This is a genomic window from Nostoc sp. PA-18-2419, from assembly GCF_005869855.1.
Classification (GTDB): domain Bacteria; phylum Cyanobacteriota; class Cyanobacteriia; order Cyanobacteriales; family Nostocaceae; genus Nostoc.
In genome coordinates, this window is sequence record NZ_SZNH01000005.1 from 124576 (window position 1) to 139083 (window position 14508).

Consider the following 14508-nt stretch of genomic DNA (forward strand, 5'->3'; position numbering starts at 1 on the left):
TTTATCTAATTCAAAGATGTTAATCTTGGTAGCTTTTTTTGAATGTCTATTGTTTGGAGACTGCTGATAGCAACGCAAAACAGCTTGGATATTTTTTTTACATACTTCTTGACCAAACACTTGAGAAAGCGATCGCCACAACTGGCAACCGATTTGCTTAATATAGTCGTGTTCATAACTTATTTGCACCGCAATTTCCGCATATGTGCGTCCCAGCCAACTTTCCAGAAAGACTACAGATTGAACGTCATTGAGCCTTTGCCCAAACGTAGAGCATAAAAGACTATCGATTAGATTCAGCGCTTCTTCTGGGGTCATTGGTCAGCCTGCTTAGTTTATGGGTTCGATTTATGAGATTTCTGTTTTTCCAGAGATAATTATGCTAGACGTTACAAATTTTTACAGTCAATACTCACTTTTTCTTACTGACACAGCGATGGCATTTGGCTTAATAATTAATACACTATAGGCAGATAATGCGTACCTCAAAATTTATCACAAGGAGATTAACTCGATGAAATTTGGTATTGATATGGGACACAATTGCCCTCCTGATACAGGAGCAACAGGCATCAAACAAGAAGATGTTTTAACTAAAGCAGTTGGTACAAAATTAATCCAAAAACTCCAAGCAGCGGGTCATACCGCTATTGATTGCACTCCCAGTAGCGCTAGCAGTGTCACCGATTCTTTGAGACAACGAACTAATAAAGCAAATGCCAATAATGTTAATATTTTTGTCTCGATTCACTTCAATAAATTCACTGGCACAGCCAATGGGACAGAAGTTTATGCCATTAGTAATGTATCACAAGGTATTGCTCAATCAGTTCTCAAAGAGATTGTTAAACTTGGTTTTCACAGCAGAGGAGTGAAAAATACAGGCTTCTTTGTTCTCAAGAATACACAAATGCCAGCTATTTTAATTGAGTGCTGCTTTTGTGACGCTAAAGTAGATATGGATCGGTTTGATGTTGAAAAAATGGCGGAAGCGATTAAAGATGGATTAATTGGTGAATCAGATAGAGTTGAAGTTAAACATGATAAGAAATACGTTTTAGAAATCACAACAAAAACTCTTCTCAAACCTTCTACTGAGCAGGGTTCAGACCTTCCAAAAGAATCTTTATTTGAGATTGACCCAAAAGATTATCCAGTTTTAGATGTCCGTTTTGAGGAAAATCATTATTGGGTTAAGTGGCCTGATAAAAGTAAAGGAAACCGAGACGAACATTTTGTTTTCGCTGGACATAGCAAAGTTCTAGAAAAAGATTAGTTACTTTTCTTTAAATATTAGTTTAATACTTAGATTTACGGTTTATTATATAAGTCGTAAATCTGAATTTGTTGATTTTTATATTACTGGGTAAAATTTACTCTACCGATTCTAACTATAGTAATCTACTTTAATTTTTGAACTTATTTAGGTATGCAGGGAATAGGAGGAGCCACTGCTGGGACAGGGGTTTACCCATGAGCAACCGCTGTCAAGTGGCGTTAGGAAACACAGCAAACACAGGTAAATTCTAAAACCCTTATCCAACAGAGTCTTTTTAAAGGAATTCAAAACGAATGTTTGCAACTAGATAAGTAGTCGTGGGGAAATTTTCTAAGCCTGAATGATAAATTATGATTTCAATCAGCGAGAATTTCAATCTCCAATAGATTGTAGTTCTTTATTTTTTAGAAGTTCTTACAATTTCTGCCCTGCGTAAATCGATCGCACTTCGCCGTTACGCCGAATCACTGCTTCACCATTACTAACATCAACAAGTGTCCACCCGCTTGAACCAATGCTTTCACCCATATTGATGCGACGAGTCACGCCCTCGATTTTAAACAAAGCGGCAGATTTGTTGCCTAATTCTAGTAATCCTTCTAAGGTACTGCTCGGAGCCTCTGCGATCGCAGTTGGCAAATACACCTGATGCTCGGTAATAGTTGGTTCTGATTCTGGTGCGAGTGCTGGACGTAATGGCACAACTGGTAATGCAGGCAGAGGCTTGGGTGTTTGTCGCACGGTAATGGGTGCAGTTTTCGTAGCCACAGCTTTGAGTTCTGGTAGCACAGCCGCTAACATGTTGACAGTGGCAGGCTTGGCAGCTTGTCGCACGGTATTCAAGGCAGTTTTCACAATATTAGGTTGAGAACCCCGCAACGCACTCGCAACTTGTGGTAAAAGTGTGGGAGTGCCAGGAATTGCTGGGAGAGCGTAGCGCATTGGCGATGGTACAGGTACGTAAATGCGTTCAACAACGTTGCCAGAACGGTTAGGAGTTGGTGGTGTATTGTTAGCCGCTAAAGGTGGCAGTGGCGGTAAATTATTGGTTGGTTGCCCGTTGGCAAGGGTTATTTGGTTAGTATTTGCCTGAGTGGAAAATCCAGGTCTGATATAGCTTTGATTATTTTTTACACTTTGCTTATCTATAACTGCTAGGGCACTTACCATATAGTCAACTAACTCTGCCTCAACTTGTGGTTTTGTTGGCAATTGTGACTGGGGCTGCGGCACTAAAAGAGCTGATTGGGGCAATTTGCTATTAAAAAGATGGATAACGCCAGACTGTACTAGGTAAATCATACTGGCGATCGCCACACCTAATGTTGTTCCCACAATCAGCAGTTTGCCCAAACTAGAACTGGTTTTCTGAGGCTTTCTACTAACTGGTTTGACGGTGGCGGGGTCAAATACAACCGTACTCAATTGCTTGTGGTTAGTTTGAGCAACTGACTCTACTGGGCTATCAGCTGTTGGTAAGATAATCTGCGGCATGGTAACTGTTTGCAGTGGGTTCCCAACGCCAGTTACTACAGTTGCAAAATCAGAGCGGCGGTTGGGGCTGGTTTGAACTTCAAAAGAAACCCCAGCCGCGGATTGGCTCGACTTTTTCGGAGTGCTGTGCTTAATGGTTTGAGAAACTAGATTACCACTAGCATCGAGAATGTGGTCTATATCCGCAAAGAGTTCATCCATCAAGCCCTCAGCATAGATTTCTATCGACCAAGGTTCGTTGGGGATTAAGTCCTCTGATAATTCTGGAATTATGAGACGGGTGGTGGCTTGTTGTAACATAGACGTTCTATCTTTATTACTAGGTCAGGGAAATGCCGCTCCTGCTGCCTTTTATCAGGATTATCAATCAAATATTCAATCGCCCGTCTGATGAAGACGAGTTATTGAGCGGTGGTATTAAAATCAACTTCAATCTGGGGATTGTTAATGATGGCAATACTAAGATTTATGTCATCTATCATACCCATCTCCCTCTTTACTACTATACTCACCCTTTATGAAGTTTTTATGAGATTAACGCTGTAAACCCTGACTGGCTCTTGGTTTTACGCAATTCTAAATATAATAATAAAGCATTGATGTCGGCTGGGTTTACACCACCTATACGTGCAGCTTGACCGAGAGTAAGTGGTTTTACGTGAGTCAGTTTTTCCCGCGCTTCTTTGGAAAGAGTATCAATTTTTGCATAATCTAAATCCGCAGGTAACTGGCGGTGGGCTTGGCGGGCAATTTGGTCAATCTGATTTTGTTGCCTAGCGAGATATCCAGAATACTTGATGTCAATTTCTGCGCCCTCTTTCTCGGCGCGGTTGAGGTTGGTGTTTCCCAGTCCGAACCTGTCGAGGTCAACGTAATGGAATCCCGGACGCCGCAGTAAGTCATTTAAGGTAATTGAACCTTTGATTGCTTGCTGGGTATGAGAAGCGATCGCTATACCAATTTCATCATKTTCTTTGATACGCGTGTTGGATAGCCGTGATTTTTCTGTGGTAATCTGGGTTTGTTTTTGGGTAAATAAATTCCAACGGCGATCGTCAATTAAACCAATTTCTCGTCCCAAGGGTGTCAGGCGTTGGTCGGCATTGTCAGAACGCAAAATCAACCGATACTCTGACCTACTAGTAAGCATTCGGTAAGGTTCCCGCAGGTCTTTGGTACACAAGTCATCAACTAGCGTCCCAATGTAACTATGCTCGCGGGGGAAGACAATCATCTCCTGAGAGCGAACAAACCGAGCTGCGTTAATTCCCGCTACCAAACCTTGAGCTGCGGCTTCCTCATAGCCTGTGGTGCCGTTAATCTGCCCAGCACAAAACAGCCCGGCAATCTTCTTGGTCATCAGTGTGGGGTAACACTGAGTTGCAGGTAAATAGTCATATTCCACAGCATAAGCCGGACGCAGCATTACACATTTTTCTAAACCAGGCAGAGTCCGCAACATCTGTAGTTGCAAATTTTCTGGCAAGCCTGTAGAAAACCCTTGAATATAAAGTTCGGGTATATCTCTTCCTTCCGGCTCAATAAAGATTTGATGACTTTCTTTATCAGCAAAGCGGACAATCTTATCTTCAATACTGGGACAATAACGCGGCCCTTTGGCTTCCACCCAACCCCCATAAACTGGCGACAGGTGTAAATTTTCCTGAATTAAGCGATGAGTATCAGTAGTTGTACGCGTAATATAACAAGGCATTTGTTCGCGTTCTACCCACATATCCGGGTCAAAGCTAAACCAGCGCACATCTTCATCCCCTGGCTGGATTTGCATTTTACTGTAATCTACTGATCGCTTGTCTACCCTAGCTGGGGTTCCGGTTTTGAGCCTACCAGTTTCAAATCCCAAGTGATTTAGGGTTTGTGTCAATCCCTCAGCTGCAAATTCGCCAGCTCGTCCTGCTGGCATTGATTTATTACCTACCCAAATTTTGCCACCCAAAAAGGTGCCAGTTGTCAAGATAACGGCTTTGCATTGGAACGCTACACCAAAATAAGTTTCCACGCCGATGACTTCATCGTTAGCGCCCAACACCAAGTCAACTGCCATACTTTCACGGATGGTCAAGTTTTCTTGGTTTTCCACAATATTTTTCATCACTGCTGCATATTCGCGCTTGTCAGTTTGGGCGCGTAAAGCCCAAACAGCAGGCCCTCGTGAAGAGTTGAGGATACGCTTTTGTAAGTAGGTGCGGTCTGCTATTTTCCCAATTTCCCCACCGAGTGCATCTACCTCGTGAGTCAACTGGGATTTCGCTGGGCCACCCACTGCTGGGTTACAGGGTTGCCAAGCGATTTTATCCAAATTGAGTGTCAATAGCAAGGTACGACAACCGAGGCGGGCAGAGGCCAGAGCTGCTTCGCAACCGGAGTGACCTGCACCAACGACAATCACATCAAAAGCGTCTTGGAATTCAACAACGTTGTGCATGGTCATACTTACAGGGACAGCAAGCTGAAAGTTCTTTTCAATTTTAACGTTTCCAGTGATTTCAGGGATGTAACTTTCTGATAAATAAGTTATCAACTTTACTATTGCTCAATAATAAATACGTTTTTATTTTTGACAAATATTTTTTAGATTGTCAGTCACAAACACAATTTGAATTTATCTGTAATGTATATTAAATATCTTGCTCAAGAATACTTCGATATCCAACCACAAATGTAGTAGTGGCGGATAACTGTGCATCCATAATAAAATTGCTATAATTTATCGTTATTCAGATCTAATTATAATTTATAAATAGCTGATTTTTTACCCAGAAGTTAGCGAGCCTGGTTATAAATATATATAGGCAAACTTTTAAAAATGAAACTTACCCTTAACAAAAAGTATATTAATCATAAACTTGTCAAAACTACAAGTTTTATTATTACAGTAATTTTAATAATTTTTGTTTTGGTAGCTAGTCATGAAATTACACATCATAGTGTGGGTAAAACTGCTCAACCACTAAACGAATGTTTGAGTACTGATTCATTACCCTGCACAAACGGCTCAAAAGAGGTAACAGCACAACCATTTATCCCTGATCAAAAATTAAACGACCAACAGCGTTTTTTATCCGTGATCGCCAGAAAATTACCGACAATTCCCCAGCCAAATAGTTATGAATATATTTTGTTACGAAGTTATGGTGCAATCTTTGTCAATCCAGATGTAAGAATTAAATTGCCGCCAAAAGATATCTTTGCTAACGAACAAGAAACCCAAGAGTTTCAATCTACCCTAACAATGGGTCACGTTGATCAAACTAAAGATTGTTATTTACAAAAATCAGCCGCAGACGCTTTAAATAAAGCTCGAAATCTCCAAAAATTTCCCCTGAAATCTGGTTATGGTTCTGGTGATTGTACGCGCACTTTCGATACAAATTTAAGATTTTGGCACAAATATACGAATAATCAAACTTTAGCAAAAGTTCAACAGGGGAAAGAAACAAAAATTCTCGGTTTAGTTGCACCTCCTGGAACTTCACAACATCTTTGGGGATTAGCAATTGATTTACGCGTATCCAATCAAGAACAGAGAAAAGCTCTCAATCAAAATGGCTGGTTTCAAACTGTAGAAAATGATGTTCCACATTGGACTTATATAGGTTTATCTGAGGATAAATTACCCCTATTTGGTTTGAAAAATAAAATTGTCAGGGGTATTAGTTATTGGGTGACACCACTTTGAGTGTTATAGGTAATGCTAAGTTAGCAAAACTTAACTAAAGAGTTGCATTTTAAATCAGGGATATGGCTATGACAAGCAAAATTGTCCATCACTCACAAAACTTTCTAATTAATTTTTTAAAAGAATTATTAAAAGCAACATACCAAAATCAGGAAATATATTCACTTTTACAGCAAAATTTAGACAAATTAAATCATGAATTTGCTTTACTGTTGCGACAATGGACTGTTGACCAGTTTAGCAATCAAACTACCGCATCTTCCAATTTAGCCAAAGTAATTATAAAATTTAGTAAGCATATTCAGGTATTTAAAGAAGGAAATTATGCCATTAATTTAGAAATTGCGATCGCTGGTTATGAGTCAGTTACAAACTTTTTTACCCGCGAGGCTTTTCCAGAAGAGTGGGACGTTATACAGCAAGATTTAGTAGCTGCATATCAACAACGCGAACAAACTCTGATTAAACTTATTGAAGAGTTTAGAAACACAACTGTTCAAACACAAACTGAAGTTTATGTATTAAATGACCAGTTACACGAGGGATTACAAGAAGCAAAACAGCACATTGATAATTTCAAACAACCAAAAATTATACAGCAGTTAGAACATACTAAGCAAGAAATTGATAATCTAAAAACAAACTTGGCGAGATTAGAGCAAGTAAAAGATAATTCTATAACCAAAATTACTTTAGAACCTATTTTTTCAGCACTTAAAGATATAAAAACATCTAGCCAACATTTTAATACAGTAATTTTATATGATATTGAAAACTTGACAATGGGTAATAAAAACCCTAATTTTAAATTTTCTTTAACAAATATTATCCAAAATATTAAAGAAATAGAATTAGTTGATAAAATTGCTATACAATGTGCCTATGCTGATTGGAGTAATAGTAATCTAAAAACTATAAAAAATGAAATTCAAAAACTTGGTATTGAACCAATACAGATTTTTGGTTTTTCCTTTCAAAGAAATGCAGCAGATATTCAACTAACAATTGATGCAGTTGAATTAATTCACTGCCGACCCTGGTTGCAAGTCTTTGTCATTGTATCTGGCGATGGGGCATTTGCCTCTTTAGCAAAAAAATTACATGAGTATGGAAAGACAGTAATTGGATGTGCTTATAGAAACCAAACCAACAAAATACTTGCTGCTGTTTGTGATTATTTTATTTCAATACCTGAACCAGAAGTAGAAAGTGTCAATCAAAATATCAATCAGGGTAAACCAATAATTAGTAAGAAGACATAATTATTACAATTTTTTTCTTGAGCGATAATTTACTACAATAAAATAGTTACACACCCGACCTCTGGAGTTCTGGCAGTGGGTTTATTTGATGATTTGAGTCGGTTTCTAGAAAACCGTTTAGAAGAATTCTTGCGTAACAATCCACATTTGGAGTTAGAGGCGCTGCTAGAACAGCTGCGTGAGCAAGAGGAAGATACATTAAAGCTGATTGCAGATTTACAATTACAACAGAAGCGATCGCAAGACGATATTCTAGCCACCGCTCAAGAAATCCAGCGTTGGCACATCCGCGTTCAGAAAGCTAAAGACGCTGGTAGACAAGATTTGGCAAGTGCGGCGAGTGAACGAGAAGCAGCTTTGTTGCGAGAAGGAAATCAGCGCTGGGGACACATGCAAGGGCTCAAAGAACGCATTAATCAATCTCAGGAACTCCTGCAAAAAATTCAGCAGCGACGACAGGAAGTACAAGCTAAAGCCGCCGAAGCACAGACAGCCCGCGCTAAAGCCCAAACCCAGCAGCGCTTGGAAACTAATGGTTGGTCAAATCAAACTACCAATTATTCTAGTAATTTTGACGATTTAGAAGAAAAATTCCGCCGTTGGGAAACACAAGACGAATTAGAACAAATGAAGCGCAATATGAGTAAATAATTCCGAGAATATACAGTATTAAGGATGAAAGTTAAACATTATCATTTCATCCTTCATATCATCCTTCATATTTCTTAATTTTATTRATTATTTATATTGCTAATTACAGGTTTATACCAATTTAATGTGAAGCTGCATAGAAAAGAGCTTCTAGAATAAAGTTATAAGAACAGATAGATATTAGCTGCTCAAGTGCAAGTTGATCGAATATTTCATGGATACGATGTCTCCGACAAGCCGCTTCTCTACGAAACGCTACACGAACGCGTCTACGCGTAAAGTTTGTAGACAAGAGAAAAGTTGATTTTGAGTGGTTTCTTAAGGAACTGCCAAAGCCTTTCAATGCAATTGAGTTCAAGGGCTGAAGGTGGTTGAAACAGAGGAATAATAAATTCTTACCAACGAATCGCTGAACTTGTATGAATAGGTGTAAAGGAGTACCTGTAAAATAGCATAATCACCACCTAACTGTTGAGATAGCCAGTCCAAGAACTGTTGAAAACACTTGCTATTTAATTTTGGATACTCATAAAGGAAGTGGTTTCCATTCATTGGTTCAATTGCACCATAAATCCAAAAATTTTCCCGCAGCCATTTCAGCTCAACAGTAAGCTTGACTCCATCCGTCTGTAATCACTTTTCCTGTAAGAGTTTTCAGCCCCACCCTCGTTTTATCCTGGCACAGGTAGCGAATATACTTGCCGGGTGCTAGATATTCTTCTAGACAGTTAAGAATGATTCCGAGTTTTTTAAAGTCGCAATCATCTGACTAAACTCAGAAGCTGACACGTGATTTTTCATTATCTCCTCAAAATTCGGCTTTCCTACTAAAGCCTGAGTTAGCATTCCAATTAAGGGACTATAATCAATCAAGGAGATATTCTCTACCTCCATATACTTACGATCTATACCCCATTTGAGAATCTGTAAAATTCTTAAAGGATCGGCATCAATAAAAGATACCTTAGCAATTTCTTTAATGCACTCGGTTAAAACGCTCTTTAAATTATCCTCAGATAGATCGATATTACTGATGAGAAAATTTAACTTGCTTTCAACTAGTTCCTCTCTCACTGGTGTAAGCGCAGAGATAATTATGTCCCCCGAAGCATCGATAAATTTGGAAGGAGTCTCTAAAGCATTAATTAGAAAATTCATGTCCATAGGATCGCTCCAGTCTAACTGCCCCCTAAAAAAAGGCTCAGTATATCCTTGAGGCTTTCCCTTAAAATATAAAGGTAGTTTCTTTTTAGATTCTTTAATTTTCCATAAGGCTACTTCTAAAGACTCTGTAGGCCACCCTAAATTTCTGACAATTAAAAACCTCAGTTCGTCCTTTTGAGAAAAGACCAAAGAATTTAGCATTAAAAAGACTGCCTCTTCAGCTGTCTGAGCAGTAACGTACCTCCCTGGACTATGGACACCTACAGGCTTATCTTCATCAATGCTTTTCTGCAATTCCTGCTCCATTAAACTATTATCTAGAATATGAGTGAATCTCACCATACTATAGGTAGTTTTTCCTTGCTTGGCTGCTAAATAAAATAACCATTCGGCAAACTTCTTGCTTCCAGCATAAACTTCATTAGTAAAATATCGGCTTGCCTTTCCTGTAGAAGAAAATACACACTGCTCTACACCAAATTCTTGGCAAAAACTAATGATATTCTGAGAGCCAAAAATATTAGTTGTAATAGTCCTGCGAATCTCCTTCTCGGCTAGTCCAGGATTTCTCTGTCCAGCTGTGTGAAACACTATATTAGGCATTTCTTTCTGAAAAATACTTCTAAGTATCTTGCAATCCCTTATATCTAAAGAATATCTCTTTACCTCAAAATCCTCAGATTTGCAAACTCCTGAAGAGTCTACAATAATTATCCTTTTACAACATCCAAATTTTAAAAGCTTTTTAACTAGAAGAGAGCCTATACAGCCTTCCCCAGTTATCAAAATAATTTTACCTAGTAACTTGGCTTTTATTTCATCTTCATATAAATGGATTTTTCGATTCCTCGTTTCTTTCAAAGGATCTTCTAATAACCTATTCTTTTGATTCAATCCATCAATTAAATCACTCGTTAAGTTTTTCAGAGCTTCGGAGTACTTTTCTGGAGATTTAGATAGTTTCCAGATGGTATTGATAACATCTTCGTGAGGTCTCATTTTTCCACAGGGTAACAACTTACTAATAAATTTTTAATCGTAATGGGTTAATTTGACTTACCCATATGTATGCAAAGATATTCACGTCAAGTATGATTCATCCGCTCTCAGATGCCTCACTTTTGCCACTGACGATAACAGCTGTAAACGATTGCAATAGACGTAATATCTATATGTATCTTATTCTTCTGTCTTCAATCTAACTATTCATTTTTAGATTTATTTTATAAATAATCTCTAACTCTTACTACAGATAAGGTGTATTGGGAAAAGTTACCAAACTTTCCAAGGTGCCCTGCCGGATTTCCAAAGGTTTTCTAAATAAGTTTTATCTTGAACAGTATCCATAGGTCTCCAGAAACCAGTATGCTTATATGCGTTGACTTCTCCAAGAGAAGCTAGTTCTTCAATAGGTTCTTGTTCCCATACAGTAAAATCATCTTTAATAAAATTAATAACTTCTGGTTCTAGAACAAAAAAGCCACCATTAACAAAAATATTATCGCTGTCAGATTTTTCTTTGAAACTTGTGACTTTGTTTTCTTGTTGACAAAGCGAGATGGCACCAAATCTGCCTGGAGGCTTAACAACAGTAACTGTAGCTTTTCTATTTGATTGTTTATGATGATTTAGTAACTTATCAATTTGTACATCTCCAACTCCGTCCCCATAGGTAAAACAAAAAGTGGAATCTTGTACATATTTTTTAATCCTTTTAAGTCTACCACCAGTCATAGTGTTCAAACCAGTATCAACTAAGGTGACTTTCCAAGGTTCTGCATATTTGTGATGTACTTCTACTTCATTATTCCTCATATCTAGGGTTACATCTGATGTTCTTAAGAAGTAGTTAATGAAGTAGTCTTTAATACAGTAACCTTTGTAACCGCAGCATATTATGAAATCGTTGATATTATAGCTGCTATAAATTTTCATAATATGCCAAAGAATTGGATATTCCCCAATTTCTATCATGGGTTTAGGCTTTAGAGATGTTTCCTCTGCTATTCTTGTTCCTAATCCACCCGCTAGTATTACTGCCTTCATCTTTTAAACTCCTAACTGATATAAAGGATACAGCGTACGAGTAAGTATTTAGGCGGGGGAAAGTAGTTGAGATGACATATCCGCCTAATAGTAATGAACACAGTTATCTGTGTTCATTACCTTCAAGTAGTTACTTTAAAGCTATTCAGTTGCTTTATATACGAGTATTTTTACTGAAAAATATTAATTATATGTAAATTTATTTTTCAAGCATTCAGGACTTACGCACAAAGGTTGGCTGTTGAGACTGGGTGTGAGGAGGTAAGGGTATGGGGGTGTAAGGGTTTTGTCCATTAGTCATAGTATTCTTATTTGAATTGAAAAAATCGTAAAGCTTAGAAGCCCGATTTATTATAGAGATCGGACTTCTAGTTGTTGACGAGCAAGTCATATCATCTGTGCTCAAATAACCGTCATTGCGACTGTAGGGAAGCAATACTGAAAACGTTGTGATTGCGTCGTTTTACTCGCAATGACATATTACGAGTGATTTGTCAGACATCATATCAATTAGAGAAATTGTATTGAATTTACTAATTAGAATTTATTTTAATGATAAATTCTAGGAAAGCCAAGTTTATCTTTTCTTTGTACTACTCCTATCTCATCGTCAGAATACCTAAACTTATTTGAGTAACCATTAAGGAGGAGAAGATATAGGAAATTTTGTAGTGGGAAAAGAGCAAGTATAATAGCAATCACTTTTCTCTAGCAGTTGTAAATAATTTGTTAAATATACTGCTTCCTGCTGTTAGCCCAGTATTTCCTACATGTTCTCATTGAGAACTGAGGCATGGAAAATAATATGTTTTTAGAATTTTTAGCTAGCCTGCAACGATTATTTGTTAGTTACATTCCAGCCGCCGTATTGGGTAGTTTCATTGGATATTTCATCAGTATGAATAGCATGATTTATCAGCTACTCAGGCGGATATTTCAGATACCGCATAGTATCCCTCCTATAGCTTTGCTACCTATTACCCTAATAGTGTTTAGAGAAAGTGAAGCCGCTGCTATTGTTGTAATTTTTTTTGGAACTCTCTGGACGATAATCATTAATACAGCAATAGGTATGCAACATTTTCATAGACAGAATAAGAACTTTAGAGTAGCTATATTTCATATATTTCATGCTCTAAAAGTTGGTATTTGGGTAGCCTGGTTTACAGTTATTGCGACAGAAATGTTGACAGGGCCAAAAGGACTTGGCTTTCTTCTCTGGGATAGTTATAAAACTGGTAATATCGATTCAGTAATAGAAGCAATACTATACATTGGTATTATTGGCTTTTTGTTGGATCAGTTGCTAGATTTTACAGCACATATTCTCTCACAAATGGTTTCAGATGGTAAAAAACCTTCCTAAGACATAAAATCTAGCTAATTTTTACAGTCGATTAACACTGTTGTTTCACATCAAATTAGATATTGTGAACAAGAAAATTATATATTTTTTAAATGACTAGTGCTGCGAAGTGAGAAATTCTCTTGCCAAACTTATTAGCTTGCGTCCACCACTGCCAAACCCTAACCAAATTCATGGCAGCAGCCGTAACTATAATCAGGACAACGTACAACTTCCTGCGACCAATTATGACTCCAGCAGTTACTGCAAGTTGGGAACCCCTTGATGCACCTGTCCTCTTCTGCGTGAGATAAATTCATATTTTCAATCAGCAACGCCCACAAAATTAATAAACTGATGTTAACACCCGATCTATTGCTGCTCTAAACGCTGTAGCTGCACCAGCACTCATATCACGGGGAGCGCAGATGCGATTTCTCAAATATGCAAAAGTAATCGCCCCCACAGCAGCGAAGACAGGATCAACACTGCTATTTTTACCACCAGTCCGACCACCTGGCAAAGTTGTACTATTACCATTAATTAAATAATCAGCCAGTTGTCGCAGGTAAAAATCAACAGCGTTCTTAACTGTGGTAAAATCCCCGTCTGCGGCTATTGCTTGGACTCCAGAGTTTTTGATAACATCTGCGATCGCAACTTCCCGATTGTCGCTCAATCTCTCAGCTGCTTCGGCTCGATATTGAATTTTCTCACTATCTGCTACATCCAAAGCTAAGGGATTTCCAATCGGTTCTACACCCCATCTGCGACGCAACAGTAAATTATTGGTGATATTATCTGACTTTACTTTGTGATAAGCAGGACGCTGATTAAGTGCGTCAAACCAAGCATTAATGCGAGGAAAGCGAGGATTTCCTTTGAGGTGATATCCCCGATACACAGGTAAATTAGCCGCTAATCTATCTAGATGGGGGCTATACATAATGTCTACTAAGCTAAATGTACTAACAAAGTAGGGACCGGGATATTTAGCCAAAGCTTGCTCAAGTTCATCTAACTTAGCCTCAAATGCTGCTTGTAATGCTAACTCATCAGTATCTACAGGTGGTTCTCTGAGGAATTTGTACGCAATCTCTCTCAAACCGTTAGTTTCAGCTTCTTCAACTAACTGTCTAGCAACAGCGTTTTCCTGTGGATTTTCAGGTAGTAATGACGGATAAGGAAACTTTTCTTCTAAAGCCAAGAGAATATCTTTGGATTCATATACTAAGTTACCCTCAATTTTTGCTGCTGGCACAAGGGTTGTGGGAACTAGGTCAGTGTACCATTTGGGTTTATTACTTAAATCAATAAACTCCGTTGCAAAAGGAATTTCCTTTTCTTCCAAAGCAAACCAAACTCGCTCGCAGAAAGGACACCAGGAATTAGTATCTCGATAAAGCAAGACTGGCGGTTCTGTGTTTGGGGGAAGTTTCTGTAAACTACTGGGTATTGGTACAGTAGAAGGAGATTGTCCCGGCCTCTTTACCCTACGCGCAGAGGTATTTTTTCTAGCAGTCTCTAAAACTTCTTCCCAACTCGATACTGTGTTTTGAATAGACAT

General features: G+C 38.3%; 11 protein-coding genes. 6 read left to right on the plus strand and 5 right to left on the minus strand.

Features of this window, described 5'->3' with window-relative positions; all coding sequences use genetic code 11:
- Nucleotides 1–514 precede the first annotated feature (514 nt).
- Complete coding sequence (locus FCR06_RS07550; protein ID WP_138498206.1) at nt 515–1276, plus strand: N-acetylmuramoyl-L-alanine amidase; 762 nt, start codon at nt 515–517, stop codon at nt 1274–1276.
- 417 nt (nt 1277–1693) lie between these two features.
- Here FCR06_RS07550 and FCR06_RS07555 read toward each other — a convergent pair whose 3' ends face one another.
- Nucleotides 1694–3073 (minus strand): hypothetical protein, encoded by a 1380-nt coding sequence (locus tag FCR06_RS07555; RefSeq protein ID WP_138498208.1) that lies wholly within the window; start codon nt 3071–3073, stop codon nt 1694–1696.
- Between the two features lie 32 nt (nt 3074–3105).
- On the opposite strand from FCR06_RS07555, the gene FCR06_RS07560 reads away from it, so the two are divergent.
- Nucleotides 3106–3294, plus strand: coding sequence for a hypothetical protein (locus tag FCR06_RS07560; protein ID WP_138498210.1), 189 nt, complete (start codon nt 3106–3108; stop codon nt 3292–3294).
- A gap of 5 nt (nt 3295–3299) precedes the next feature.
- On the opposite strand, the gene mnmG is transcribed toward FCR06_RS07560, so the two are convergent.
- Complete coding sequence (gene mnmG / locus FCR06_RS07565) at nt 3300–5225, minus strand: tRNA uridine-5-carboxymethylaminomethyl(34) synthesis enzyme MnmG (protein WP_138498416.1); 1926 nt, start codon at nt 5223–5225, stop codon at nt 3300–3302.
- Between the two features lie 375 nt (nt 5226–5600).
- Between mnmG and FCR06_RS07570 the strand changes: the two genes are divergently transcribed.
- The 3 genes from FCR06_RS07570 (at nt 5601) to FCR06_RS07580 (ending at nt 8386) form a co-directional block, all read left to right on the plus strand.
- The gene (locus FCR06_RS07570; RefSeq protein WP_138498212.1) at nt 5601–6473 is read left to right on the plus strand and encodes a D-alanyl-D-alanine carboxypeptidase family protein; all 873 of its coding nucleotides are present in this window, start codon (nt 5601–5603) and stop codon (nt 6471–6473) included.
- A 68-nt stretch (nt 6474–6541) separates the two neighbouring features.
- A complete protein-coding gene (locus tag FCR06_RS07575; RefSeq protein WP_138498214.1) occupies nt 6542–7735 on the plus strand; it encodes an NYN domain-containing protein in 1194 nt (397 codons plus the stop codon).
- A gap of 75 nt (nt 7736–7810) precedes the next feature.
- Nucleotides 7811–8386: a TIGR04376 family protein gene (locus tag FCR06_RS07580; protein WP_138498216.1), complete on the plus strand. Its 576-nt coding sequence runs from the start codon at nt 7811–7813 to the stop codon at nt 8384–8386.
- A gap of 720 nt (nt 8387–9106) precedes the next feature.
- Here FCR06_RS07580 and FCR06_RS07585 read toward each other — a convergent pair.
- Together FCR06_RS07585 and rfbF are read right to left on the minus strand one after the other, a co-directional pair.
- The gene (locus FCR06_RS07585; protein ID WP_138498218.1) at nt 9107–10549 is read right to left on the minus strand and encodes a polysaccharide biosynthesis protein; all 1443 of its coding nucleotides are present in this window, start codon (nt 10547–10549) and stop codon (nt 9107–9109) included.
- A 273-nt stretch (nt 10550–10822) separates the two neighbouring features.
- Complete coding sequence (rfbF, locus tag FCR06_RS07590) at nt 10823–11596, minus strand: glucose-1-phosphate cytidylyltransferase (protein ID WP_138498221.1); 774 nt, start codon at nt 11594–11596, stop codon at nt 10823–10825.
- A 793-nt stretch (nt 11597–12389) separates the two neighbouring features.
- Here rfbF and FCR06_RS07595 point away from each other — a divergent pair.
- The gene (locus FCR06_RS07595; RefSeq protein WP_138498223.1) at nt 12390–12962 is read left to right on the plus strand and encodes a nitrate transporter; all 573 of its coding nucleotides are present in this window, start codon (nt 12390–12392) and stop codon (nt 12960–12962) included.
- A gap of 325 nt (nt 12963–13287) precedes the next feature.
- On the opposite strand, the gene FCR06_RS07600 is transcribed toward FCR06_RS07595, so the two are convergent.
- Nucleotides 13288–14508, minus strand: a complete 1221-nt coding sequence (locus tag FCR06_RS07600) for a glutathione S-transferase family protein (RefSeq protein WP_138498224.1) — start codon at nt 14506–14508, stop codon at nt 13288–13290.

Excerpts from the sequence above, each read along its gene's own strand:
- FCR06_RS07560 (WP_138498210.1), top strand. The coding sequence starts at position 3,106 with ATGCCGCTCCTGCTGCCTTTTATCAGGATTATCAATCAAATATTCAAT.
- FCR06_RS07570 (WP_138498212.1), top strand. The coding sequence starts at position 5,601 with ATGAAACTTACCCTTAACAAAAAGTATATTAATCATAAACTTGTCAAA.
- FCR06_RS07555 (WP_138498208.1), bottom strand. The coding sequence starts at position 3,073 with ATGTTACAACAAGCCACCACCCGTCTCATAATTCCAGAATTATCAGAG.
- FCR06_RS07575 (WP_138498214.1), top strand. The coding sequence starts at position 6,542 with ATGACAAGCAAAATTGTCCATCACTCACAAAACTTTCTAATTAATTTT.
- FCR06_RS07550 (WP_138498206.1), top strand. The coding sequence starts at position 515 with ATGAAATTTGGTATTGATATGGGACACAATTGCCCTCCTGATACAGGA.
- FCR06_RS07600 (WP_138498224.1), bottom strand. The coding sequence starts at position 14,508 with ATGTCTATTCAAAACACAGTATCGAGTTGGGAAGAAGTTTTAGAGACT.
- rfbF (WP_138498221.1), bottom strand. The coding sequence starts at position 11,596 with ATGAAGGCAGTAATACTAGCGGGTGGATTAGGAACAAGAATAGCAGAG.
- FCR06_RS07595 (WP_138498223.1), top strand. The coding sequence starts at position 12,390 with ATGGAAAATAATATGTTTTTAGAATTTTTAGCTAGCCTGCAACGATTA.
- FCR06_RS07585 (WP_138498218.1), bottom strand. The coding sequence starts at position 10,549 with ATGAGACCTCACGAAGATGTTATCAATACCATCTGGAAACTATCTAAA.